The sequence below is a fragment of the Streptomyces liangshanensis genome (genome assembly GCF_011694815.1).
Taxonomy (GTDB): Bacteria; Actinomycetota; Actinomycetes; order Streptomycetales; family Streptomycetaceae; genus Streptomyces; species Streptomyces liangshanensis.
The window spans coordinates 640,230-663,772 of record NZ_CP050177.1; the positions used below are offsets into that span (position 1 = coordinate 640,230).

Consider the following 23,543-nt stretch of genomic DNA (forward strand, 5'->3'; position numbering starts at 1 on the left):
AAAGTTGTGGATACGCCGTAGCCGAATCCGAGAGCCCGAAGGGGCGACAGGGCCTGCCGATCACCGGGACCCCGTGACGTTCGCCGCCCCTCGAAGGCTCGGCACGGCCGCTCTTGCCATCCTGCTGACAGAATCAACGAGGTCGACCACCGTGACAGATCCGAACGCAATCGATGTCGTCGTCGCCGGAGCTGGTCCTACCGGTTCCACCCTGGCGGCCGACCTGCTGAGGCGCGGTTTGCGTGTCCGCGTGGTGAACAAGGCGCCACACGCATTCGAGGGTTCCCGCGCGAAGGGAATCCAGCCGCGCACCCAGGAAGTGCTCGAGGACTTCGGGGTGCTCCACGAGGCGCAGGCGGAGGGCGGCCCCTACCCGCTGGCGGGACTTCACCTGGGGCCCGTGACCGCGCCCTGGAAGATGCAACAGCGGAACAGGCCCACCCCCGATGTGCCGTACCCGAATGTCCTGTTGCTGCCCCAGCACCGGACCGACGCGATCCTGCACCGTCTCCTCGACCGCCTCGGACTCGGCATCGAGTACGGGGTCGCCCTGGACGGCTTCGAGCAGGACGCCGACGGCGTCACGTCGACGCTCTCCACCGGGGAGCGGGTCCGTAGCAGGTATCTCGTGGGCGCCGACGGTGGCTCCAGCGCTGTGCGACAGGCGGCCGGTCTCGGCTTTCTCGGTGAGACGGACGACTCGGACAAGACGCTCCTCATCGACTGCACGGTGGACGGGCTGTCCCGCGACAGGTGGCACATGTGGCCCCGAACATCGGTAGGGGCCTGCCCGCTGCCGCACTCCGACCAATTCCAGGTGATGATCCGGTTGAAGCCGGGTGATACGCCGGATCTCGACCATGACGCCCTGACCGCCCGGTTCAAGGCCCTCACGGGCCTCGGGCTTCGCGACATCACCTGGACGTCCACGTTCCGGCCCAACGTCCGACTCGTGGAGCACTACCGGGCCGGACGGGTCTTCCTTGCCGGCGACGCCGCCCATGTGCACACGCCGGCCGGCGCGCAGGGGCTCAACACCGGTGTCCAGGACGCGTACAACCTCGGGTGGAAACTCGGACAGGCGCTCGCCGGTGCGCCGGACGGTCTGCTCGACACCTACGAGACAGAACGACTGCCGATCGCCGCGCGCGTTCTCGGCAAGTCGAGTCAGCTCTACGAGAGCCTCAGCAACCGCCGTGTGGCAGGTCTCAAGCGCGGGGACGAGGAACGACAACTGGGGCTCACCTACCGCGGCGGACCGCTCGCCCCGGCAGACGCTTCGGCCACCAGGACCCTGCACGTGGGCGACCGGGCACCGGACGCGCCGTGCGCAGCCCGCGGCACCAGGCGGCTCTTCGACATCTACCGAGGGCCGCACTTCACCCTGCTGGCCTTCGGCTCCGAGGCTGCCGACGCTCTCCCCAGCCTGACCTGGCCCGCCCAAGGTGCTGAACTGCGCCGCTACGCCGTCCGTAGTGGCCGGGGTATCGACGGTGACCACCTCACCGATGACACCGGTCAGCTGGCCGGCATCTACGGTGTTGACGGTGACGCTCTCGTTCTCGTCCGGCCGGACGGGTACGTCGGCGCCATCATCACGGCCGACTGGGCCAGTGCTTTCACCGCCGCGGTCAGGGCATTCACTCCGTAGGGATGCCTGTTCGCCGGAACAGCTGGACGCCCCGCAACGCCGCGCCTTCCACGACCTGCTGACGCGGATCTTCCCAAGGGAGAGGCCAGGCGGCCCGGTGGCGGGCCGTCGCGGACGGTGGATCAGGAACCGTGGTGCGCCGTCGGATCGGGGCGACGTTCCGCGGCCGCAGTCCACCCCGAGACCCGTTGGCGCAGGGTGACCGCCTCCGGAGCGGTCAGCTCGGCCAGCAGGTCACTGGCGCGCCGCCAGGAGTCCAGGGCGGCCGCCGTGTCGCCCTTGGCCGCGTGGGCGTCGCCGACGTACGCGAAGCTCTCCGCGACCAAGTAGGTCACCTCCGGCTCCGCGAACGAGGTCGGCGCCGGTCGCGGCGCGGGCGGCGACGCCTCGGGGCGGCCCGTCCGCGAGCGCACCCGCGCGAGGCTGTCGCGGAGGGCCGACATCGCGAGGTCATCACCGAGTTCGCGGTGCAGGGCGATGCCGGCCTCGTAGTGCCGAACCGCCGTCCCGAACTGCTCGAGCGAGGCGGCCGCGTCGCCCAGGCTGCCCAGGGCGTCGGCCTCGCCACGCCGGTGCCCGGCAGCCCGGTACTCGTCCACCGCCGCGGCCGCCGCCGCGCGGGCGGCCTCGTGGTCGCCCAGCAGGTGCCACGCCTTGGCGAGGGAGTGGTGCGCCCCGGCCTGCATCACCACGTCACCCAGGTCCCGGGCGCACTGGAGCGCGACCCGCTGGACCATGGTCATCTCCGTCCAGTCGCCGACGCGCGTCTGGAATGTCTCCAACTCCCGGGCCAGATGCCATGCGTGGTGCGGGAACCCGGTCGTGGCCGCGGCGGTCACGGCGGCCAGCAGGACCCTGTGTTCACGGGCCGTCCAGGCCAGCGCCTCGGCGTAGTCGGCCGGGCGCTCCGCCACGACGTCGCCGACCGGGAGGTCCGGGACGTACCGCGTACGGGACGGGTCCAGGACGGAGGCCGCGTTCGTCGCGCTCCGGAGAAGCTGGTCGAAGAACCGGCGTCGCGCGGCGTTCCAGCGGTCCGCCCGGTCGATCCCGGTGTCGATCTCGCCCGCGTACGCCTGGAGCAGGTCGTGCCAGCAGTACCGTCCCGGCCGCCGCTCCTCCAGGAGCAGGACCGCCTCGGCCAGTTCCCGCAGGGCATGGCGGGCCGTGCGCTGCGGCACGTCCGCCAGCGCCGCGGCGGCGGCGACGGTGATGCCCGGTCCCGGATGCAGCGCGAGCAACCGGAAGACCCGCGCGGAGGATTCGCTCAGGGCGGCGTACGACGCGGAGAACACACTGCGGGCGTCACCGGCCGGGTCACCGCCCGCCCCGAGGGCGTCGAGACCGCCGCCGGAGACCTCGGCCGCGATGTCACGGAGCTTGAAATCGCGACGCGACGCGGCCCGGGCCGCGACCAGGGCGAGGGCGAGCGGAAGTCCCGCGCACAGTTGTACGAGCTCCCGCACCGCCTTCGGCTCCGCCACCATCCGCCGGTCACCCAGGCGGCGCCTGAGCAGGTCGGTGGCCTCGGCCTCGGTGAGCAGGTCCAGATGGATCGGATGAGCACCGTCGACGGCCACGATCCCGCCCAGCTGCGCCCGGCTGGTGACGATCACCAGACACCCGGGTCCGCCGGCGAGCAGCGGGCGGAGCTGCCGGGCGTCGCGTGCGTTGTCGAGCAGAAGGATCAGCCGGCGCTCGGCGAGCATGCCGCGGTACAACGCGTGCTGCGCGTCGCGATGGGCCGGAAGCCGGTCGGCCGCGACGCCGAGCGACTGGAGGACGATACGCACCGCTTCGTCCGGGGGCGTCGGAGTGCCGGTCGGATCGAATCCGCGGAGATTGACGTACACCTGGCCGTCCGGGAAATCGTCCTCCACCGCATGGGCCCAGTGCACCGCGAAAATGGTCTTGCCGACCCCCGCGGTGCCCGTCACCAGGCCCACCGTGGGGCCGGGTCCGGTGCGCGGCCGGGCGTGCAGCCCCACGGCCTCGCGGAGATGCTCCGCCCGGCCGGAGAAGACACTCAGGTCCGGCGGCAACTGCGCCGTCGCCGCGACGGGAACGGGCGGGGGCACCGGCTCCTCGTCGGGGCTCGGCACGACCGTCAGCTCGGGATCGGCTCTCAGGACGCGTTCCTGGAGGGTCCGCAGCCCCACTCCCGGATCGACGCCCAACTCGTCGGCGAGCGCCCGGCGCGCCTCCTGATACGCGGACAACGCCTCGGCCCGGCGCCCGCATCGGTAGAGCGCGACCATCTGCATCTCGCGCAGCCGTTCGTCGAACGGCCGGTCCGCGACCAGGGCGGTCAGCTCGTCGACCACCCAGGCGTGTCCGCCGCGGTCCAGCTCCGCCTGGAGCAGAGCGTTACGGGCGGACGAGCGCATCCGGTCCAGCGCGTCGCGCTGCCGTTCCGCGTAGGGGCCGGGCAGCCCGGCCAGCGGAGTCCCCGGGAACAGGTCGAGTGCGGCCCGCAGCTCGGCGACGACCCGTCCGGCGGCGCCGGCGCGCCGGGCGGACTCGGCCTCGGCGGCGTGCCGGCGGAAGACAGCGAGGTCGAGCTCGCCGGGCCAGAGGGGAAGTTCGTACCCGCCGAACGCCGAACGGATCACGGGCGCTCCGCCGCCGTCGCCCAGGGCACGGCGCAATCGGTAGACGTAGGTCCGCACCACTCCGGCGACCGTCGCCGGAACGTCGTTGCCCCACAGGGCGTCGGCGATCTCGTCGATCGACATGGGAGCGCCTTCACGCAGCAGCAGCGCGGCCAGCAGGGCCTTCTGCTGCGGCGATCCGAGAACGAGTTCGACGCCGTCCCGGCGGGCGGTCACCGGGCCGAGAACGGTGAACGACAGACCTCTGCTCATCGGCGTTCTCCTTGATCTCCGCGACCTCCGCGGCCTCCGCAACTTCCGCGGCCTCCGCGATCACGCCGCTGACCTCGGTGGTGATCCAACGGTGATACCGCGTCGACACCGCGCGGCTTGACTGCGGGACATGGCCGACCGAGCCGGACGGCCGTGAGACTACCGCTCATTTGGAGAACCACCATCATGACAACCGCGCAGGACATGACCGGCAGGAACGCGCTCGTCACCGGATCGACCAGCGGTATCGGCAGGGCCACCGCCCTGCTCCTGGCCGGCCGGGGTGCGCACGTACTGGTGACCGGGCGGGACCGGCAGCGGGGCGAGGAGGTCACGGACACGATCCGTGCCGCGGGCGGCAAAGCCGATTTCCTCCTGGCCGACCTGTCCGACGCCCGCTCGGCCGACGATCTCGCCGAACTGGCGCTGGCGACAACCGGGGGCCGGGTCGACATCCTGGTCAACAACGCCGCGATCGGCGCTCTCGGCGCCACCGCCGGCTTCGACGAGGCACTGTACGACAGTCATTTTACCCTCAACGTGAAGGTGCCGTTCCGCCTCGTCGGCGCGCTCGCCCCCGCGATGGCTGAGCACGGCAGCGGCGCGATCGTGAACATCACCTCGATGGCCGGCCAGTTCGCCATCCCGGGCATGGCCGTGTACGGAGCGTGCAAAGCGGCCCTGGGCATGCTGACGAAGCACTGGGCCGCCGAGTACGGCTCCTCCGGCGTACGCGTCAACGCGGTCAGCCCGGGCCCGACCCGCACCCCCTTCGTGGCCCCGCTGGGCGACGCGCTGGAGGAACTGGCCGCGCAGGCTCCGCTCGGCTACATCGCCGACCCGGCCGAGATCGCCGCGGCGATCGCCTACCTCGCCGGCGACGAGGCCAGCTTCGTCAGCGGTGTCGTCCTCAACGTCGACGGCGGTCGCACCGCCCTCTGACCGAGGTGGCACGGCGGGTCGGTGTGATCCCCGCGCGGAGATCACACCGACGCACGTGTACTAGACGCACGGGTACCAGGGGTCCGCCCCGGGATCGCTGCCCTCAGCCCCGGTACGTCTCCAACAGGCGCAGCCAGATCTCGCTGATCGTGGGGTAGGCCGGGACCGCGTGCCACAGGCGGTCGATCGGGACCTCGGCCACCACCGCGATCGTGGCGGAGTGGAGCATCTCGCCGACTCCCGGGCCGGCGAAGGTGACGCCGCGCAGGATCTCGCGGTCCAGGTCGACGATCATGCGGGCGCGGCCCGTGTAGCCGTCGGCGTACAGGCTGGCGCCCGACACGGAGCCGATCTCGTAGTCGACCGCGCGGACCCGGTGGCCCGCGGCCTCCGCCTCCGCGAGGGTCAGGCCGACCGAGGCGACCTCCGGGTCGGTGAAGACGACCTGGGGCACCGCCGCGTGATCGGCGGTGGCGGCGTGGGCGCCCCAGCGGTCGGTCTCCAGCAGCGGGACCCCCGCCGCCCTGGCCGCGATCGCGGCGCCCGCGATCCGCGCCTGGTACTTGCCCTGGTGGGTGAGGAGCGCGCGCCGGTTGACGTCACCGACCGCGTACAGCCAGTCACTGCCCTCGACCAGGCAGCTGTCGTCCACCGTGAGCCAGGAGCCGGGCCGCAGGCCGACCGACTCCAGGCCGATGTCCTCGCTGCGCGGGGCGCGGCCGGTGGCGAAGAGGATCTCGTCGGCCTCGACGCGCTCGCCGCCGTCCAGCACCACCGTCACCGGGCCCGTACCGCCGTCGCGCTCGACGGAGGCGACGGCGACGCCGTACCGGATCGAGACGCCTGCCTCGGTGAGCGCGCCGGCGACCAGTTCCCCGGCGAAGGGCTCCATCTTGGGCAGCAGCCCGCCGCCCCTGATCAGCAGCGTGACCTGGGAGCCCAGCGCCCGCCACGCGGTGGCCATCTCGACCCCCACCACGCCGCCGCCGACCACCACGAGCCGCCCCGGCACGTGCTGCGAGCTGGTCGCCTCGCGGCTGGTCCAGGGCCTGGCACCGGCCACACCCGGCAGGTCGGGCACCACGGCGCGGGTACCGGTGCACACGGCGACGGCGTGGCGCGCGGTGAGCGTCTGCTCCGTACCGTCCGGGCCCTTGACGACCACCCGCTTGGGCCCGTCCAGCCGGCCGTGGCCCCGGTAGACGTCCGCGCCGATGCCCTCGACCCAGCCGACCTGGCCGTCGTCCTTCCAATGGGCGGTGAAATCGTCGCGGCGCGCCAGCACCGCGGCCGCGTCCAGCGGGCCCTGCACCGACCCGCTCAACCCGGGCAGCTTCCGGGCTTCCGCCCGGGCGATCGCCGGGCGCAACAGCGCCTTGCTGGGCATGCAGGCCCAGTACGAACACTCACCGCCGACCAGTTCGCTCTCCACCACCGCCGTGCGCAGCCCCGCGGCCCTGGCGCGGTCGGCCACGTTCTCCCCGACCGGTCCCGCGCCGAGCACCACGACGTCGTACTCCATAGCTTCACTCATGGGGTCATTCTGTTCCCGGGCCCCTGACATGGCCACACGATCGTGGGGAACGGTCGAGGAATACGGCGGTGCCACACACCGTTCCATCTGGCGGCTTCCCCCGGAGAGCAGGAAGAGGTATCAGGTCATGGCCACTGTGGAACTCACCAAGGAGAACTTCGACCGGACCGTGTCGGAGAACGATTTCATCCTCATCGACTTCTGGGCCTCGTGGTGCGCGCCGTGCCGCCAGTTCGGCCCGGTGTACGAGAAGGCTTCGGAGCGGCACGGCGATCTGGTCTTCGCCAAGGTCGACACGGAGGCGCAGCAGGAGCTGGCCGCCGCGTTCGACATCCGTTCGATTCCGACGTTGATGATCGTCCGCGACAACGTCGCGGTGTTCGCGCAGCCGGGCGCGTTGCCCGAGTCGGCCTTGGAGGACGTGATCGGCCAGGCCCGCGCGCTGGACATGGACGAGGTACGCAAGTCGGTGTCCGAGGCGGACGCGAAGGGCCCGCAGGGCGCCTGAGAGCGGGCTCCTCTGAGCGCGCGCTCCCGGGGCCGCTGACGGCCGGGGCCGGGCCCCGGTGGTGATCCGGGTGGAAGGGGACGGGCGACGCCCGTCCCCTTCCTCGTGTCCCCCCTGAGGCCCTAGACCGCGTCGACCACCAGGGCCGACAGGCCGTAGTCCAGTTCCTCGCCGTCCACGAGCAGGGCCTCGACCGTACGCGTCTCCGCGTCGATGTCGGCCTCCATGCCCTCGCCCGCGTAGCGCGGGTACCCGGAGGCGCCCAGGTCGCCCGTCGCCTCCACCACGGCGGAGCGCAGGGCGCTCTCCGGCTCCTGCGGGCCCTCGTGGCCCTCGGCGTACTCGGGGACGAGCAGGATCTCGAAACGCTGCGGCACGATCGTCATGGACGTGACGCTAGCTCGATTCGCGGGCGACGGCCCGGGCGCCCATCAGGTCGTGGCGTTCCGGTTCCCCGCCGGGGTCGCGGACGACGCGGTCGACCAGCTCCGCGAGGCGCTGCCCGGTCACCAGGTCCACCCGAACGGTCGAGAGGCGGGGCCGCAACAACCGGCCGAGCAGCAGGTCGTCCGCGCCGATCACCGAGGTCTCCCCCGGGACGTCGATGCCCTCGTCCTGGAGCGCCCGCATCAGCAGCATCGCGTACTCGTCGTTGTACGCGTACACCCCGTCCAGGCCGAGCGCCCGCCAGCGCCGGGCCAGCGCCGCGGCCGACCGCTCCGTGTAGGCGAGCGGTACGGGTTCGACGTGCGCGCCGGACGCCGCCGCCGACGAACGGGCCCCGGCCAGTCGCGGCTGGGAGAAGAACCCGAGGCCCGGCTCCTCGGGCATCACGACACCGATGCGGCGCCGGCCGCGCTCGACCAGGTGGGACACCGCGCCGCAGCCGATCTCCCGCTGGTCCATGACCAGCGCGTGCGCGCCGGCGACGCGCTGCGGCCCGAGGGTGATGACGGCCTTCGCGCCGGAGCGCTTGAGGACGTTCACGCCGTGCGGCGTCAGGGAGATCTCGCCGAGCGAGACGACCGCGACCGGCCGCAGCTCCGCCCAGGCGCGGGCCGCCCCGTCGCCGTCGAGCCCGAGGCTGCCGTACTGCACGACGGTGTAGTCGAGGCGGCGCAGCGCCCACTGGAGGTCGTTGAAGAAGCCGCTGTAGAGCGGGCCGACGGGGATGTGGGCGGAGGGCAGGAGCACCATCCGGGTGTGGCCGGAGCGCAGGCTGCGGGCGCCCGCGTGCGGGACGTAGCCCAGTTCGTCGGCGGCCTCACGGACCTTGCGGCGGGTGGGTTCGCTGATCCGGACGGCCGCGGCGTTGTTGAGGACGTACGAGACGGTGGCCCGGGACACCCCGGCCCGGCGGGCGACGTCGGTACTGGTCGGAACGGCGCGCTCGGGGGGCTGGCTCATCGCTCTCGGCACCTTTCCAGGCGGGTTCGCGGCGGGATCCGGCGAACGGCTCCTGGGTAGTACGCATTTCAAGCGACGATGACTCAAGGTCCTCGGGGGCAATTCGCGAAGCGCCCGTCAGGCCGCGTCCTCGGCCCGTACCCGCCCGGTCTCCACCGCCTGCACCAGGGCCCGGTGGTCGCTCTCGTTCTGGTCCGCGTAGCTCTCGCCGAACTCGGCCAGGGCGCGGTCGAACGTGTCGCCCCCGCCCAGGTACGCGGCGACGGCGATCCGGTCGCCGGAGCGGGCGTGGGCGCGGGCCAGGGTCGCGCCGCAGACCTCGCCGAAGGCGCGCATGCCGTCCGGGACCATGATCTGCAGCTCCACGATGCCCTTCCAGTCGTGCAACTGCCGTACGTAGAAGTCGCGTTGTTCGCCGTCCAGGCCGATCACCCGGTCCCAGCCGAGGAAGATGTCGCTCACGGCCTGCATGAGCCGCTGGCCGGCGACGACCCGCTGTCCCTGGTTGTCGTAGGCGCTCGCGCCGACGTGTTCGGCGAGGACGGAGTCGTCGGCCTGTTTGGCCTGGAGGATCAGCGGGTCCTCGTCGTCCCTGCCGAGGAGCAGGATGATCCAGCAGCGGGTCCCCACGCTGCCGACCCCGACGACCTTCCGCGCCATGTCCACCACGCGGTACTGCCGCAGCAGGTGGGCGCGGTCCGTGGACAGCGACTCGGCGTACTGGCGGACCAGTTCGCGCAACTGCCGCTCGATCTCGTCCCGTTCGGCGCCGGGGAGCATGTTCTCGATCGGTACGACCAGGGGCGGGTCGTACACGAACCTGCGCTCGCCCCGGACCACGTGGGTGAGCTTCCCGAAGGCCTGGAGGTTGTCCTTGGTCCGCGCCTTGGACAGGGCCTTGCTGAGGCGCCCCCGGCCGCGCTTGTCGAGTCTGCGGTCCCCCAGGACCTTGAGCTGGTCGGCGTCCGCCCGGGCGTACCAGACGTCGAGGTTGCCCTGGCCGGCGAAGAGCCGGGTCCGTTCGCGGTACGAGCGGACCGTGGCGCGCACGATGTCCGCCCGCACGCCCTGCGGGTAGCCGTTCTCGCGTCCGGCGATGACCAGGCTGGTGACGAGGCGTTTGACGTCCCACTCCCAGGGGCCGGGCAGGGTCTCGTCGAAGTCGTTGATGTCGAAGACCAGTCGGCGCTCGGGAGACGCGAGCAGCCGGAAGTTCAGCATGTGCGCGTCCCCGCACAGCTGGGCGGTGAAGCCGGAGCGGGGTGTGGCGGCGAGGTCGGCGGCCATGATGGCGGCCGCGCCCCGGTAGAAGCGGAACGGCGACTCCGTCATCCGGCCGTACCGGATCGGTACGAGCTCGGGCACCCGGGACGCCGACTGCTCCTCGACCACGATCACGGGGTCCCGCCGCGCGGGGGCCGCCTCGTAGACGGCGTGGCTCGACCGGGGGGTCCGCTTGCGGGCCGCCCGGCCCAGGTCCGCGCGCTCGCGCGGCGACAGGTGGGCGGTGCCGTCCGGGGTCCCGCTGCCCTCTGCCATGGAACGCTCCCGTTGCTGTGCGGCTGTGACCTCCCATTCTCCGGACGCGGGGGCGGACCGCATCTCGGCCGGGCGGGTCCCGGGGCGGGGGTCGGGGCGGGGACGGGGCCGGTGCCGCCGGGGGACGGCACCGGCCCCGCCGCCGGGTCAGGGCACCAGGCGGCTGACCAGCTGGCCCCGGACGCGGGCCGGCAGGTCGGGCGCGAAGCGCTTCAGGTAGAGGTCGAGGTGGGTGTCGTCGGCGAGCAGGAACGGCAGGTCGAAGAGGAGGAGCTTGCGTACCGCCAGCAGCGGCACGGGCGCCCTCAGCGGGCGGAAGGCGGCGTTCCAGAGGCCCGGTTCGTCGCACACCGGATGGAACTGCCCGATCATCAGGCCGTCGGCCACGAACTCGTCCTTGGCCTTGCGCTGGAGTTCGTCCAGCTCGGCCGAGTCGGAGCGGTCGAACCGCGGCAGCACCAGCAGCAGGGTGAGCAGCTCCCGGTCGTCGTCGTCCAGGTCCGCCGAGATCCGCTCGTGCCACGCGCGTAGAGCGCCGACAGCGGCGGACAGGTCCCCGTCCTGCCCGTCGGCGGGCACCGCCAGGTGGAACAGCCCCTTGCGCAGGGACGGCTGGGTGTACGGGCACACCGGGCCGCCCCGGCCCAGCTCGGGATGGCCGGAGACGAGGAAGTCCTCGCTCCAGTCGAGGACTTCGCGCAGGTACGGCAGGTGCCGGGCCGGCACCTCGCCGCGCGCCACCTCGGCCGCCGGCCACACGTGGATGCGCTCGTCGCCGCTCACCGGGGGTCCCGCCACATCGGTCGCAGGGACGGGCCGCCGCCGGGGAGCACGATGTCCTCGCCGAGCCGGGTGAAGCCGCCCGCCCGGCACGACGCCTCGCCGCCCGGTGAACTGGTCTCGGCGTAGGTCCCGTACCCGCCCCGGTCGGCGCGGGCGAGTAACTCGGCCAGCAGCGCGGAGAGCAGGCCCCGCCGCCGGTGCGAACCGCGTACGGCGGCGAACGACGCGTAGTAGTGGTCGGGTCCGGCCGGGTGGCGTTCGGCCTGGAGGCGGACGATGGTCCCCAGTCTCGCCGCGTGACCGCCCAGGGCGGCGCCGAACCGCGCGGTGAGTTCGTCCTCCCGCCCGTCCACCTCCCGGGAGGCGCCCGGAGGCAGGAACAGGACCACCGCGTTGCCGCAAGGGGAGACGGAGACCCCGTCGTAGTCGTGCGAGATCTCGACGAAGACCTTGAAGAGGCCGGGCAGCAGTTCGGCCCGGCGCGCGTCGTCCGCGACGATCCAGCGGGTCAGTGGGTCGTCGTGGAAGGCCTCGGCCATCAGTGCGGCCAGAGCGTCCGTATCGGACCTGGCGGGACGGCGCAGGACACCGCGTGGCGGACGTTCGATCGTGGACAACGGATTCCCTCCGGAAGGCGTTGCGGGGGCCGGACTACCGCTCGCGGCCGCTGACCGCGAGCTGCTCCACCGTGGCGTGGAGGTGGTCGAGGTAGTGCTCGGCCTCCGGCTTGATCAGGACACTGCGCATCACCCGTGCCGTTTCGGCGTCGCGGACGATCCGCGGATGCCGGCGTACGAACGCCTCGGCGTCCGTGCGCAGCACGCTCAGGAAGACCGGCTCCTCGGGAGCGGTCATGCCGTCTCGCAGGAGACGGGCGGACGCTGCGTCCACGGCGGACAGCGTGGCCGGCCGGGTCGCGGGGAAGTACGTGACGATGTCCAGGTCGGGCCGCTGGTAGAGCTCCAGGGCCGGCGAGTCCTCGATCAGGTCCGCCCACCGCACGGCCGCGCGGCGGTCGGCCGCGAGGATCGCCCCGAACCCGTCGGGGGTCAGCGGGAGCAGTTGGAGCGTCAGCCACAGGGCGGCCGCCGCGGCGCCCGCCCGCGAGCACTCCAGGCTGATCTCGCCCAGGTGCAGTTCGGCCTCGGTGAAGTAGGTGTACGACGAGTCGTGCGCGAAGTGCCGTCCGGCCCGCGGGTCGGCGAACAGGACCGCGCCGCATCCGTAGGGCTGGAGGCCGTGCTTGTGCGGGTCGACCACGACCGAGTCGCACGCGGAGATCGCCTGCCAGGGCCGCGGGTCGATGCCACCGGACCCGGACCCGTCGGTGCCCGGCCGTCCGAGCAGGGCGTAGAAGCCGCCGTACGCCGCGTCGACGTGCACCCGCGCCCCGTACCGCCGGGCCAGCGGCAGGACCTCGTCGACGGGGTCGACCGTGCCCAGCCCCGTGGTGCCGGTCGTCACCACGACGGTGCCGACCCGGCCCGTGCGCAGCAGGCTCTCCAGCGCGTCGAGGTCGATCCGGCCGTGCCCGTCGACCGCGACCCGGTGGCCCTCGACGCCGAGCACGCGGCACATCCGCTCGTGCGTGTAGTGGCACTCGGAGCTGTACGCGACACCCCGGTCCGGGTGGAGGAGGCGGGCCACGTAGAGCGCTTCGAGGTTCGCGATGGTCCCGCTGGTGGTCAGATGCCCGACGTGCGCGGGCAGTCCGAACATCCCGGCCAGTGCGGCGACGCACTCGCGCTCCATCTCCGTGGTGGCCGGACCGCCCTCCGCCGCGTGGTTGTTGGGGTTGAAGAGCATCGCCGTGAGGTAGCCGACCACGGCCGCCGGGTGCGGCGGCTTGACCATCTGGCCCGCGTAACGGGGGTGGAAGAACGGGTAGTTGTCGTCCATCCGCTTGGCGAGGCGCCCGAACGCCTCACCGAAGGCGACGTCGTCCACCTGGTGGGAGGCGTGCGGCTGGAACGGCCCGAACTGCTCGCCGAACCGCTCGGCCACATCCACCGCACGCGGCAACCAGTAGCGCAGATCCACCGTCAGCTCTCCCCCGCACCCGACTCGGACGTACGACGCGCCGTACGACCGCGCCGTACGCACGAGTACGTATACGCGCGCGCCCGCAAGCACCGCGCAACGCCGCGGTGCCCGCCCCGCCCGGCCGTCTTGCGCCCCTGGTGCCGGACGGCCCGGTGGAGAACGGACTAGGACCCGTCGCAGCGCGCGGCGACGTGGCCCGGGCGCCCGGCCGGTTCCAGGTCGCGGTCGCGCAGCAGGACCGCGAGCCGCTTCCCCCACTGACGGCAGGCGCGGGTGAAGTCCTGCTTCCGGTACTCGACCACCAGCACCGCGTCGTCGTAGGCCTGGGCGTACGTGTCGCACTCGTCGTAGCGCGCGCACTCCTCGGCCACGGCGAAGTCGAAGCCGATCCGGTCGCGCAGCCCGGTCATCTCGGCCGCGTTCTTCTGACCGAGCGCCAGGCCCGCGCGGTGGGCCCGCGTGGCGAGCAGCCGGGCGAACGCGACGGCCTCGCCGCGTCCTATCAGGCCGTCGGAGCGCAGGTACGAGTCCAGGTTGTCGGCCTCCACCGCGTCGTACCCCCGGTCGGCGCAGCCGTCGATCCAGCCGCCGACCACCTCGGCCAGCCGCTCGCGCCGGTCGGCGGTCCTGACGTCGAGCAGCGGCTCGTCCCAGTCCTCGTCGACGACCAGCGCGTGGTCCGCGTCGCGCAGCAGCAGGTCCGGGTGGTGCTCGCGCCACCACCCCACGGCGTCGGGCTGGGCCTGGAAGGCGTTGACGTAGCAGATGTTGTACGCGCCGGGCGCGGGCGCGGCCGTGCGGTCCCGCACCACCGTGCCCACCCCGGCGGGCAGGTCGTAGGGGCCGCCGAGCTGGTAGTCGAACGGATCGCCCGCGACGGGCGGCCGCACCTGTGGACCTGCGTGGGTGCTCTCTCCCGCACCCGGACGCGAACCGGAATCCGGACCGGAGCCGCACCCCGCGAGCAGCAGGGCGAGACAGGTGAGGGTGACGGCGGCGAGGAGGGGCGCGGCGCGGTGACCGACGGGGCGGACGTACACCTCAGACCAGCCTCCTGATCTCGCCCCGTACCCGGTAGAAACCGGACGCCGGGTGCAGCGCGTCGACCACGTAGCGCGTGCCCGCCTGGCGCATCCCGCGCGGGAACTGCACGTTCCACGACGGCTCGAAGCCGTCCGACACGACGTGGACCCGCAGCCGGGTCCCGTCCTGGACACACTCGACGACCACACCTCCGGGCGGCGGCGAGGTGACGGTGGCCACGGCCGCCGCCGGGCTGTAGGTGGGCAGCGCCGCCGCCGACTTGATGTCCGCCGCGACCGGGACCGTACCCTGCTGGGCGGCCTCCACGGCGGCGGGGCTCGCGTCGACGCAGACCAGGGAGCCGTCCGTGGTGACCATGTACAGCTTGTCGTCGAAGAACTGCATGGAGAGCGCCGAGCCGCCGCCCGTACCGAGCTTCCACAGGCGGGTGCCGTCCGCGTCGAAGCAGTACACCGACGACGAGCTGTCGCCCGCGAAGACGAACCGGCCGCCGGGCGCGGTCGCGCACGCGTACACGGCGGCGTCGCAGCGGAAGGTCGCCTCCACCACGCCCGTGGCCTTGGAGAGGCGCTGCACCGCGTTGCGCGCCGTGCCCGCGTACACCGCCACGTCCTCCTGCCAGCCGAACAGCACCTGACCGGCCGTCGGGGTGTGCCACAGCTCCCCCGAGCCGTCCGGCGCGTAGGCCGTCACGCCCTTGTGGTGGCCGTGGTAGACGGCCCGGTCGTCGGCGCGGACCATCCAGCCGTGCCCGCCGGTGGACTTGCGCGCCCACTGGTACTCGTCCTCGTGGTCGATGACCGTCAGGCCGCCGTTGCCGTCGGAGACGTTGAGCACCCCCTCGTGGATGTCCAGCCAGAAGATGTCCACGTCGGCCGCGATGTCGTAGGCCGCGAAGGGCAGCTTCGAGGAGAGGTCGTAGACCTTGCCGTCGTCGCACCCCGCGTAGATCCAGAAGTCGTCCGCCACCAGGCACTTGACGCCCTCGGGCAGGTTGTAGCGCGCCAGGACCTCGCCGCCGTGGCTCACGGTGTAGACGTCCCCGTTCTGGTTCCCCACCCAGCAGCGGTCCTCGTCGACATGGATCCCGAAGGCCGCCGCGCCGGTCCTGAACCGCCACAGCACGGGTGCCACGGCGCGGGCCGTGGAGGGCGCCGAGGTGACCTGGCGGCGGGTCACCGCCCGCGCCTGGCGCTGCCCCTGGACCGCGGGCGCGTATCCCTTGCGGACCTTCTCGCCTATCTTCTTGGCCGCCGCGGCCTGCGCCTTGGCCTCGGCGGGGAAGGAGGAGGTCTGCAACTGGCCGCCGGCGCCGATGCGTCCGTACCGCACCGAGACGACCGTCCCGTCCACGGTCACCTCGTAGAACTTGTGCGCCCCCGCGCCGTCCTGCGACAGCTCCAGATACGTGGTGGCACGCGACATGGCAGACCCCTCCCCGAGATGGACCCGGCGCTCCGTTCGCACCGCGTCCGACAGGGAGAACGCTACGAGACACCACTGACAACGCGACCCGCCGCCCGGCTCCGGCGCGCCACGTTCTAACGTCGTCCGGATGACGACCTCTTCGCACTCCCGGGGCCCCGGCGCCCCCGAGCCCGACCGTGACTTCCCCGGCCGTACCGGCCCCGCCGCCACCACCGAGGCGGACCCCCGTGAGGTGGGCGAGGTCCGCACCTCGTACGCCCCCGAGCACGACGGCGACCCCGACCCGGGCGAGATCGTCTGGACCTGGGTTCCGTTCGAGGAGAACGACGGCCGGGGCAAGGACCGTCCCGTGCTGGTGGTGGCCCGTGAGGCGGCCGGCACGCTGCTCGCCGTGCAGCTGTCCAGCAAGGGGCACGACGGCGACCGCGACTGGGTGCCGATCGGGGTGGGCCCGTGGGACCGCGCGGGCCGCGAGTCCTGGGTGGCGGTCGACCGGGTGATCCGCGTCCACGAGAAGGGCATGCGGCGGGAGGCCTGCGCGCTGGACCGCCAGCGCTTCCACCTGGTCGTCCACGCGCTGCGGCTGCGGTACGGCTGGAACTGAGCCGCGGCGGTGACTCCGGGCCGGCTCCCTACGGGACCGGCTGCCCCTGGAACACCCGGCGGAACGCCTCCAGCGTCGTCCCGCCGGGTGTGCGGTCGAGCACCCCGAAGACGATCTCGTCGAAGTGGCCCGCGAACCGGCCCGCGCCGGTGAGCGACGCCCGGAACGCCTCGGCCACCTGCGCCGGGTCGTTGCGGAAGACCCCGCACCCCCAGGCGCCGAGCACCAGCCGCCGGTAGTCGTGCGCGACGGCCGTCTCCAGCACCCGTTCGGCGCGGGCGGCGAGTGCCGCCGGGATCCGGGGGACCTCCGCCGGGGCGGTGCGGGCGATCACCCCGGCGTTCGGCGCCGCCGAGGTGAGGAAGCCGACCTGGTACGGGGCGGCGAGGAAACGGCCCCGGTCGTCGCGGAAGACCGGCACGCCGGGTGAGTGAATCACCCGGTCGGTGTAGAACGGGCCGCGGTTCGCGCGGTGGTGCGCGTAGAACTCCGGTGCGCGCAGCAGGGTCGCGTAGAGCGCGGAGGCCCGGCAGAGGGCCTCTTCCTGGGCCTGCGCGCCGTTCAGGTAGCCGCCGCCCGGGTTCCTGGCGGAGGAGAAGTTGAGCACCGCGACGGCGCCGGGACCCGACCGGGTGAGCCGGTGCGCCGCTTCCAGGCTGCTCTCCCCGGTGACCTCGAAGGACGGCGTCCGGTCCGTGCCGGGGGTGACGTCGACCGGCTCGGGGCCGTACATCCTCGTACCGGCCAGTGCCGCGTCGAGCGCGGAGCGTATCCGCACGTCACGGCCTTGCGCGTCCCGGTAGCCGCCTGCGGCGACGACGTCCTCGGTCTCCTTGGCGATCCCCCGCAGCCGTGCGCTCATGCGAGGCATCGTGCGTGAAGGATCACGGACGGGGCAACCGAATTTCTGACGAAATGATGACCCCAGGGGCACTCTTGTGCGAAGCGGCGGGAGTGGCTTTAGGTTGGACCGGAGTGCTTCGCCCCGAACCCGGTGCGGAGTCCGGTCAAGATCTTCGACAGGAGGATCCGACCATGCCATCCGACTGTACGACCGACGACGGGCAGGCCCTCGGCGAGACAGAGGCCGAGGACCTGTTGCGCGGTATCTGCTTCAAGACGGGCCCGCCCCGGAAGGTGGGGGTGGAGCTCGAATGGCTTGTCCACGACCTGAACGACCCTGAACGACCTGTACCGACCGACCGCCTCGAAGCGGCCTTCCGGAGCCTGCGGGAGCTGCCTCTCGAGTCGGCACTGACCTTCGAACCCGGCGGCCAGCTGGAGCTCAGCTCGCAGCCCGCCTCCTCCCTGATGGAGTGCGTCGCCTCCGCGTCCGCGGACCTCGACGCCGTACGCCCCGTCCTCGCGAAGTCGGGACTGGCCCTCGCGGGATACGGACAGGACCCCTGGCGCACACCGGACCGCCTCCTGCGCGAGCCCCGGTACGACGCCATGGAGACCTACCTCGACCGCATCGGCCCGGCCGGGCGGGCGATGATGCGGACCACCGCGTCCGTCCAGGTGTGCCTGGACGCGGGCACCGAGGAGCCGGGACCGCTCGGGTACGGGCGGCGCTGGCAGCTCGCCCACCTGCTGGGGGCGGTGCTCGTCGCCGCCTTCGCCCACTCGCCGATGCGGGAGGGGCGCGAGACCGGCTGGCGCTCCACCCGGCAGGCGATGTGGACCCAGCTCGACCCGGCCCGTACGGCCGCGCCGGTCACCGGCCGCGAACCGCGCGCGGCCTGGGCCGCGCACGCCCTGGACGCGCCCGTGATGTGCGTGCGCGCCGACGACGGGCCCTGGCACGTCCCCGAGGGGCTCACGTTCCGTGAGTGGATCCGGTCGGGGCTGCCGCGCCCGCCGGTCCGGGCGGACCTCGACTACCACCTCAGCACCCTGTTCCCGCCCGCGCGCCCTCGCGGTCACCTGGAGCTGCGCATGATCGACGCGCAGCCGGGCGAGGACGGCTGGATCGTGCCGCTCGCGGTCACCACCGCCTTGTTCGACGACCCGGAGGCCGCGGAGACCGTCTACCGCACGGTCAAGTCACTCGCCGAGACCGCGGGCACCCTGCCCGCCCCCGGCAATCTCCTGTGGGTCAACGCCGCCCGGTACGGCCTGGCCGACCCCGAACTCCACACGGCCGCGCTCTCCTGTTTCGCGACCGCTCTCGAAGCACTACCGCGTGTCGGTGCCACACCGGCCGTGCAGGCGGCCGTCGCCGCGTTCAACGACCGGTACGTCCTGCCGGGCCGCTGTCCCGCCGACGATCTGCGCGCACCCGTCACCGGGAAGGAACTCCTCACATGACCGTCGACACCTCCTCCGAAGAGCTGCGACGCCGCGCCGTCGACACCCTGACGAGGGCCCGGGACCGTACGACCCTGCTGACCTCCTCCGTGGAGGACAACGACCTCACCGCGCAGCACTCGCCCCTGATGTCGCCCCTGGTGTGGGACCTGGCCCACATAGGCAACCAGGAGGAGCAGTGGCTGCTGCGCACCGTCGGCGGGCGGGACGCGATACGCCCCGACATCGATTCCATCTACGACGCCTTCGAGCACCCGCGCTCCGAACGGCCCACCCTGCCGCTGCTCGCGCCCGCGGAGGCGCGCGCGTACGCGCGTGACGTACGCGACCGCGTCATCGACGTCATCGAGCGGACCCCGCTGCACGGCGCCCCGCTGCTCGACGCGGGCTTCGCCTTCGGGATGGTCGCCCAGCACGAGCAGCAGCACGACGAGACCATGCTCATCACCCACCAGCTGCGCCGGGGACCGGCCGCGCTGACCGCTCCCCCGCCGCCCGCCGGGGACGTCACGGGTCTGCCGCCGGAGATCCTGGTGCCGGCCGGCCGGTTCACCATGGGCACCACCGCGGAGCCCTGGGCGCTGGACAACGAACGGCCCGCGCACCAGCGCCTGGTGCCCGCCTACTACATCGACACGGTGCCGGTGACGAACGGCGCGTACCTCCACTTCGTCGAGGACGGCGGCTACGCCCAGGAACGCTGGTGGGCGCCCGAGGGCTGGGCGCAGATCCAGCAGCACGGGATCAAGGCGCCGCTGTTCTGGCGGCAGGAGGGCGGCCAGTGGCTGCGCCGCCGCTTCGGGGTGGTGGAGGCCGTGCCGGCCGACGAGCCGGTGCTGCACGTGAGCTGGTACGAGGCCGACGCGTACGCCCGCTGGGCGGGGCGGCGGCTGCCCAGCGAGGAGGAGTGGGAGAAGGCCGCCCGGCACGACCCGGCGACCGGCCGGACCCTGCGCTACCCGTGGGGCGACGGCGAACCCACCGCCGAGCACGCCAACCTGGGTCAGCGCCACCTCCAGCCCGCCCCCGTGGGGAGCTACCCCAAGGGCGCCTCGCCGCTGGGTGTCCAGCAGCTGATCGGGGACGTGTGGGAGTGGACGTCGAGCGACTTCCTGCCGTACCCGGGCTTTGTCGCCTTCCCGTACCGCGAGTACTCCGAGGTGTTCTTCGGCAGTGAGCACAAGGTGCTGCGCGGCGGTTCGTTCGCGGTGGACGCGGTGGCCTGCCGGGGTACGTTCCGCAACTGGGACCTCCCGGTCCGCCGGCAGATCTTCTCGGGGTTCCGTACGGCCAGGGACGTCTGATGTGCCGTCATGTGGCCTATCTGGGGCCGCCGGTGGCGCTCGGCGACCTGCTGATCGCACCGCCCCACGCCTTGTACCGGCAGTCGTGGGCGCCGCGCAGGCAGCGCAACGGGACCGTCAACGCGGACGGTTTCGGGGTGGGTTGGTACGCCGAGGGCGACCCGGTCCCGGCGCGCTACCGGCGGGCGGTGCCCATCTGGTCGGACCTCGGGCTGACGGACCTGGCGCGGGTGGTCAGGAGCGGCGCGCTGCTCGCGGCCGTCCGGGACGCCACCCTGCCCGGCGCGGACGGCGAGGCGGCCGCGGCGCCCTTCGCCGCGGACCGCTGGCTGTTCAGTCACAACGGCGCCGTCGGGGGGTGGCCCGCGTCCCTGGCGGACGTGGCCCGGGCGCTGCCCGCCGAGGAGTTGCTGTCGCTCCCGGCGCAGACCGACTCCGCACTGGTGTGGGCGCTGCTGCTGCACCGGTTGCGGACCGGGGACGAGATCGGCCAGGCGCTGGCCGACACCGTCCTCGACGTGGCGAAGGCCGCCCCGGCGTCCCGGCTGAACCTGCTGGCGACGGACGGGGAGCACATCGCCGCGACGGCCTGGGGGGACTCGCTCTGGTTCCGGGCCGAACCGGGCCACCACGTCGTGGTGGCCTCGGAGCCGTACGACGACGATCCGCGCTGGCGCGAGGTCCCCGACCGCACCCTGGTCGTGGCCACCCGCGCCGACGTGTCGCTCACCCCCCTCAAGGAGCCACTCCCGTGAGCCCGTTCCTGCTGACCCGCACCCTGCCCGAGGACGCCACCGACGCCGCGCTGCGCGCCGACGTGCTCCAGGGGCTGACCCGTACGCCCAAGGTGTTGCCGCCCAAGTGGTTCTACGACGCCCGGGGCAGTGACCTGTTCGAGGAGATCACCCGGCTCCCCGAGTACTACCCGACCCGGGCCGAGCGGGAGATCCTGATCGCCCGCTCGGCGGAGATCGCGGAGGTGACCGGCGCCCGCACGGTGATCGAGCTGGGGTCCGGGTCCTCCGTGAAGACCCGGCACCTGCTGGACGAGCTGCCGGACCCGCTGCACTACGTGCCGGTCGACGTGAGCGAGAGCGCGCTGTCCGGGGCGGCGGAGAGCCTGTTGGCCGCCCGGCCGGAACTGCGGGTGCACGCGCTGATCGCCGACTTCACCGCCGGTCTCGCGCTGCCCGGCACGCCGGGCCCGCGCCTGGTCGTCTTCCTCGGCGGCACGATCGGCAACCTGCTGCCCGCCGAGCGTGCCGCCTTCCTGACGTCGGTGCGTTCGCTGCTGGAGCCCGGTGACGCGCTGCTGCTCGGCACGGACCTGGTGAAGGACACGTCCGTACTGGTCAGGGCGTACGACGACGCGGCCGGGGTGACGGCCGCGTTCAACAAGAACGTGCTGTCGGTGATGAACCGCGAGCTCGGCGCGGACTTCGACCCCGCCGATTTCGCGCATGTGGCGCTGTGGAACCAGGAGCACGAGTGGATCGAGATGCGGTTGCGGGCCCGCCGGGATCTCACGGTGAAGATCCCCGAGCTCGATCTCGTCGTGCACGTCGACGCCGGTGAGGAGGTACGTACGGAGGTGTCGGCGAAGTTCCGTCAGGAGGGCGTCCGGGCGGAGTTGAGCGCCGCGGGCATGGAGTTGACGCACTGGTGGACCGACAGCGAGGGACGGTTCGCGCTGTCGCTGGCGACGGCACGCTGAGGCGCGTCGGCGGTGACGGCCCGCCGGGTGGTGTCACCGGTGACGGCCTGGTGGGCCGGCCCGCCGGCGACGGCCTGGTGGGCCGCCCGCGCGAGTGAGCGCCGGTCGGTGTGGCGACCGGCGGGGATCAGCGGGAGGACCGTGATCTCCGCCGTGAGCCCGCCGGCCCGCGCGACCCGCCACAAGGAGGCGGGCAGGGTGTCGTCGCCGACGAACGCCGGGGCGCCCGACGGCGTTCCGGCCGGGGTGCGGTAGGTGATCCGTACGGGCCTGACGGGCGCTCCCGCGTCGATCGCGGACTGGAAGACGGCCCGGGTGAAGGGCCCCTGGTCGCGCCCGCACCACGTGCAGCCCTCGGGGAAGACGACGACGCGGGAGCCCTCGGTGAGGGCGCCGGCGAGGGTCCGTACGGTCCCGGGCAGGGCCCGCAGCCGTTCGCGCTCGACGAAGAGGGTGCCGCCGCGGGCGGCCATCGTGCCGAGGACCGGCCAGTGCCGTATCTCGCTCTTGGCCAGCACCCGCCCGGGGAAGAGCGCGGCCAGCAGGGGGATGTCCAGCCAGGAGATGTGGTTGGACACCACGAGCACACCGCCCCCGGTCCCGCGCGGCGCGGCCGGCGCGCCCACGACGCTGATCCGCAGGCCGAAGACGCGCAGGACGTTGCGGGCCCAGAGCCGGGTGAGCCGGTCCCGGGCGCCGGCGCCCAGCAGCGCCACCGGGGTGGAGAGCAGGGCGCCGGCGAGGACGAGGAGGAGGCCCGCCGCCACCCGGACGGCCGCCACGGCCGCGGCGGCCACCGGGCCGTGGTGGGCGCCGCATTCCCGGGGCGTGCAGGGCGCGACGGGCAGCCAGACGCTCATGCCGCGGGGGCGAGGGAGAGGAAGTGCCGCAGGTACCGGGGGTTGGTGCGGCGCATCGACAGCAGGACGTAGAGGTCGGCGACGCCGAACTCCGGGTCGTGGGCGGGCGCGCCGCACACCCAGGCGCCGAGCCGCAGGTAGCCGCGGAGCAGCGGGGGCAGCTCGGAGCGGGCGGCGGCCTCGGGGGTGTGCTCGGGGGTCCACAGCCGGTGGGGGGTGACCCGGTACTCCTCGGGCGACAGGTTCCGTTCCTTGACGGTGGCCCAGGTGGAGGCGGCGAGCGCTCCCCCGTCGGCGAGGGGGACGGAGCAGCAGCCGGCGAGCCAGTTGTGGCCGCTGCCGGTCATGTAGCGGGCGAGTCCGGCCCAGATCAGGCTGATGACGGCGCCGGTGCGGTGGAGCGGGTGGACGCAGGAGCGGCCGACCTCGACGAGGTCGTCGCGGATCGGGCCGAGGCGTCCGAGGTCGAACTCGCTGTCGGAGTAGAGGCGTCCGGCGGCCCGGGCGCGGTCGGGCGGCAGGAGCCGGTAGGTGCCGACGACCTCGCCGGACGTCTCCTCCCGTACGAGGAGGTGGTCGCAGTACGCGTCGAAGGCGTCGCCGTCCAGGCCGGGTTCGGGGCCGTCGAGCCGGGCGCCGAGCTCGCCGGCGAAGACGAGGTGGCGCAGGCGCTGCGCGGCCCGGACGTCCCGCTGGTCGCGGGCGAGGCCGACGACGTAGCGCGGGGAGGTGGCGGAGTCGGGGGGGAGGACCTGCGCCGGGGCCGGAGCGGGGGCCGGGGCGGGGGTCTGCGCGGGGGCCTCGGTGGGGAGGTGAGGGGCGCGCGGGGAGGGGAGGGTGAGCGTGCGCGGGGCGGGGACGACGGCGGACATGGAAGTCTCCTGTGCCGGTAGGGAAGGCAGGCGCCGGGGGCCGCCGCTCGCGCGACGGCCCGGCACCTTGTTTCTTCCGTGACCGGCTGGATTCGACATGACCGCACGGCGGAGTGCGGATGTGGGACGGCTGAAT

Annotated in this window: 21 protein-coding genes; 8 read left to right on the forward strand and 13 right to left on the reverse strand. The window is 73.1% G+C overall.

Features of this window, described 5'->3' with window-relative positions:
• Positions 1 to 151: 151 nt before the first annotated feature.
• A complete protein-coding gene (locus tag HA039_RS02775) occupies positions 152 to 1,651 on the forward strand; it encodes an FAD-dependent monooxygenase (protein WP_167023213.1) in 1,500 nt (499 codons plus the stop codon).
• A gap of 122 nt (positions 1,652 to 1,773) precedes the next feature.
• Here the strand turns inward: HA039_RS02775 and HA039_RS02780 are convergent, their stop codons facing one another.
• Complete coding sequence (locus tag HA039_RS02780; protein ID WP_167023216.1) at positions 1,774 to 4,515, reverse strand: AfsR/SARP family transcriptional regulator; 2,742 nt, start codon at positions 4,513 to 4,515, stop codon at positions 1,774 to 1,776.
• A gap of 186 nt (positions 4,516 to 4,701) precedes the next feature.
• On the opposite strand from HA039_RS02780, the gene HA039_RS02785 reads away from it, so the two are divergent.
• Positions 4,702 to 5,457, forward strand: coding sequence for an SDR family NAD(P)-dependent oxidoreductase (locus HA039_RS02785; protein WP_243869077.1), 756 nt, complete (start codon positions 4,702 to 4,704; stop codon positions 5,455 to 5,457).
• Between the two features lie 103 nt (positions 5,458 to 5,560).
• Here the strand turns inward: HA039_RS02785 and HA039_RS02790 are convergent, their stop codons facing one another.
• Positions 5,561 to 6,991, reverse strand: coding sequence for a dihydrolipoyl dehydrogenase family protein (locus HA039_RS02790; protein ID WP_208298523.1), 1,431 nt, complete (start codon positions 6,989 to 6,991; stop codon positions 5,561 to 5,563).
• A 127-nt stretch (positions 6,992 to 7,118) separates the two neighbouring features.
• Between HA039_RS02790 and trxA the strand changes: the two genes are divergently transcribed.
• A complete protein-coding gene (gene trxA / locus HA039_RS02795) occupies positions 7,119 to 7,499 on the forward strand; it encodes a thioredoxin (protein WP_167023219.1) in 381 nt (126 codons plus the stop codon).
• A gap of 122 nt (positions 7,500 to 7,621) precedes the next feature.
• Here trxA and HA039_RS02800 read toward each other — a convergent pair whose 3' ends face one another.
• The 8 genes from HA039_RS02800 to HA039_RS02835 all read right to left on the reverse strand — a co-directional run bounded on the left by HA039_RS02800 (position 7,622) and on the right by HA039_RS02835 (position 15,740).
• Positions 7,622 to 7,885, reverse strand: coding sequence for a hypothetical protein (locus HA039_RS02800; RefSeq protein ID WP_167023222.1), 264 nt, complete (start codon positions 7,883 to 7,885; stop codon positions 7,622 to 7,624).
• A 10-nt stretch (positions 7,886 to 7,895) separates the two neighbouring features.
• Positions 7,896 to 8,906 carry a LacI family DNA-binding transcriptional regulator gene (locus tag HA039_RS02805; protein WP_167023225.1) on the reverse strand — a complete coding sequence of 337 codons (1,011 nt, stop codon included), beginning with the start codon at positions 8,904 to 8,906 and terminating at the stop codon, positions 7,896 to 7,898.
• Positions 8,907 to 9,023: 117 nt separating this feature from the next.
• Entirely contained in the window at positions 9,024 to 10,445 is a 1,422-nt protein-coding gene (locus tag HA039_RS02810; RefSeq protein WP_167023228.1) for a DUF2252 domain-containing protein, read from the reverse strand.
• A 147-nt stretch (positions 10,446 to 10,592) separates the two neighbouring features.
• Positions 10,593 to 11,228 (reverse strand): DUF6875 domain-containing protein, encoded by a 636-nt coding sequence (locus HA039_RS02815; RefSeq protein ID WP_167023231.1) that lies wholly within the window; start codon positions 11,226 to 11,228, stop codon positions 10,593 to 10,595.
• Entirely contained in the window at positions 11,225 to 11,845 is a 621-nt protein-coding gene (locus tag HA039_RS02820) for a GNAT family N-acetyltransferase (RefSeq protein ID WP_167023234.1), read from the reverse strand. Before HA039_RS02820 ends, HA039_RS02815 begins: the two co-directional genes overlap by 4 nt.
• Before the next feature lie 34 nt (positions 11,846 to 11,879).
• Positions 11,880 to 13,268, reverse strand: coding sequence for a pyridoxal phosphate-dependent decarboxylase family protein (locus tag HA039_RS02825; RefSeq protein ID WP_167023237.1), 1,389 nt, complete (start codon positions 13,266 to 13,268; stop codon positions 11,880 to 11,882).
• A 167-nt stretch (positions 13,269 to 13,435) separates the two neighbouring features.
• Positions 13,436 to 14,311: an endo alpha-1,4 polygalactosaminidase gene (locus tag HA039_RS02830; protein ID WP_243869079.1), complete on the reverse strand. Its 876-nt coding sequence runs from the start codon at positions 14,309 to 14,311 to the stop codon at positions 13,436 to 13,438.
• A 1-nt stretch (position 14,312) separates the two neighbouring features.
• The gene (locus tag HA039_RS02835) at positions 14,313 to 15,740 is read right to left on the reverse strand and encodes a WGR domain-containing protein (protein WP_167023240.1); all 1,428 of its coding nucleotides are present in this window, start codon (positions 15,738 to 15,740) and stop codon (positions 14,313 to 14,315) included.
• Positions 15,741 to 15,870: 130 nt separating this feature from the next.
• On the opposite strand from HA039_RS02835, the gene HA039_RS02840 reads away from it, so the two are divergent.
• A complete protein-coding gene (locus HA039_RS02840) occupies positions 15,871 to 16,347 on the forward strand; it encodes a type II toxin-antitoxin system PemK/MazF family toxin (RefSeq protein ID WP_167023243.1) in 477 nt (158 codons plus the stop codon).
• Positions 16,348 to 16,375: 28 nt separating this feature from the next.
• Here the strand turns inward: HA039_RS02840 and HA039_RS02845 are convergent, their stop codons facing one another.
• Positions 16,376 to 17,209 carry a TIGR02452 family protein gene (locus tag HA039_RS02845; RefSeq protein ID WP_167023246.1) on the reverse strand — a complete coding sequence of 278 codons (834 nt, stop codon included), beginning with the start codon at positions 17,207 to 17,209 and terminating at the stop codon, positions 16,376 to 16,378.
• A 173-nt stretch (positions 17,210 to 17,382) separates the two neighbouring features.
• On the opposite strand from HA039_RS02845, the gene egtA reads away from it, so the two are divergent.
• From egtA to egtD, 4 genes are read left to right on the forward strand one after another with little or no spacing between them, the layout of a single operon-like run.
• On the forward strand, positions 17,383 to 18,657 hold the full coding sequence (gene egtA, locus HA039_RS02850) for an ergothioneine biosynthesis glutamate--cysteine ligase EgtA (RefSeq protein ID WP_167023250.1): 1,275 nt from the start codon (positions 17,383 to 17,385) through the stop codon (positions 18,655 to 18,657).
• Complete coding sequence (gene egtB, locus HA039_RS02855; RefSeq protein ID WP_167023253.1) at positions 18,654 to 19,961, forward strand: ergothioneine biosynthesis protein EgtB; 1,308 nt, start codon at positions 18,654 to 18,656, stop codon at positions 19,959 to 19,961. The genes egtA and egtB overlap by 4 nt, the downstream gene beginning before the upstream one ends.
• Positions 19,961 to 20,716: an ergothioneine biosynthesis protein EgtC gene (gene egtC, locus HA039_RS02860; protein ID WP_167023256.1), complete on the forward strand. Its 756-nt coding sequence runs from the start codon at positions 19,961 to 19,963 to the stop codon at positions 20,714 to 20,716. The genes egtB and egtC overlap by 1 nt, the downstream gene beginning before the upstream one ends.
• Positions 20,713 to 21,675, forward strand: a complete 963-nt coding sequence (gene egtD / locus HA039_RS02865) for an L-histidine N(alpha)-methyltransferase (RefSeq protein WP_167023260.1) — start codon at positions 20,713 to 20,715, stop codon at positions 21,673 to 21,675. Before egtC ends, egtD begins: the two co-directional genes overlap by 4 nt.
• Here egtD and HA039_RS02870 read toward each other — a convergent pair.
• Entirely contained in the window at positions 21,570 to 22,535 is a 966-nt protein-coding gene (locus HA039_RS02870) for a lysophospholipid acyltransferase family protein (RefSeq protein ID WP_167023262.1), read from the reverse strand. The two genes, egtD and HA039_RS02870, sit on opposite strands and share 106 nt — an antisense overlap.
• Positions 22,532 to 23,407 (reverse strand): GNAT family N-acetyltransferase, encoded by an 876-nt coding sequence (locus tag HA039_RS02875; protein ID WP_167023265.1) that lies wholly within the window; start codon positions 23,405 to 23,407, stop codon positions 22,532 to 22,534. The genes HA039_RS02870 and HA039_RS02875 overlap by 4 nt, the downstream gene beginning before the upstream one ends.
• Positions 23,408 to 23,543: the final 136 nt, after the last annotated feature.

Bases quoted from the DNA above. Each gene is read 5' to 3' on its own strand.
- HA039_RS02835 (WP_167023240.1), bottom strand. From the start codon at position 15,740: ATGTCGCGTGCCACCACGTATCTGGAGCTGTCGCAGGACGGCGCGGGG.
- egtA (WP_167023250.1), top strand. From the start codon at position 17,383: ATGCCATCCGACTGTACGACCGACGACGGGCAGGCCCTCGGCGAGACA.
- HA039_RS02870 (WP_167023262.1), bottom strand. From the start codon at position 22,535: ATGAGCGTCTGGCTGCCCGTCGCGCCCTGCACGCCCCGGGAATGCGGC.
- HA039_RS02840 (WP_167023243.1), top strand. From the start codon at position 15,871: ATGACGACCTCTTCGCACTCCCGGGGCCCCGGCGCCCCCGAGCCCGAC.
- HA039_RS02875 (WP_167023265.1), bottom strand. From the start codon at position 23,407: ATGTCCGCCGTCGTCCCCGCCCCGCGCACGCTCACCCTCCCCTCCCCG.
- HA039_RS02780 (WP_167023216.1), bottom strand. From the start codon at position 4,515: ATGAGCAGAGGTCTGTCGTTCACCGTTCTCGGCCCGGTGACCGCCCGC.
- HA039_RS02845 (WP_167023246.1), bottom strand. From the start codon at position 17,209: ATGAGCGCACGGCTGCGGGGGATCGCCAAGGAGACCGAGGACGTCGTC.
- egtC (WP_167023256.1), top strand. From the start codon at position 19,961: ATGTGCCGTCATGTGGCCTATCTGGGGCCGCCGGTGGCGCTCGGCGAC.
- HA039_RS02810 (WP_167023228.1), bottom strand. From the start codon at position 10,445: ATGGCAGAGGGCAGCGGGACCCCGGACGGCACCGCCCACCTGTCGCCG.
- egtB (WP_167023253.1), top strand. From the start codon at position 18,654: ATGACCGTCGACACCTCCTCCGAAGAGCTGCGACGCCGCGCCGTCGAC.
- HA039_RS02790 (WP_208298523.1), bottom strand. From the start codon at position 6,991: ATGAGTGAAGCTATGGAGTACGACGTCGTGGTGCTCGGCGCGGGACCG.
- HA039_RS02785 (WP_243869077.1), top strand. From the start codon at position 4,702: ATGACAACCGCGCAGGACATGACCGGCAGGAACGCGCTCGTCACCGGA.
- HA039_RS02805 (WP_167023225.1), bottom strand. From the start codon at position 8,906: ATGAGCCAGCCCCCCGAGCGCGCCGTTCCGACCAGTACCGACGTCGCC.
- HA039_RS02800 (WP_167023222.1), bottom strand. From the start codon at position 7,885: ATGACGATCGTGCCGCAGCGTTTCGAGATCCTGCTCGTCCCCGAGTAC.
- trxA (WP_167023219.1), top strand. From the start codon at position 7,119: ATGGCCACTGTGGAACTCACCAAGGAGAACTTCGACCGGACCGTGTCG.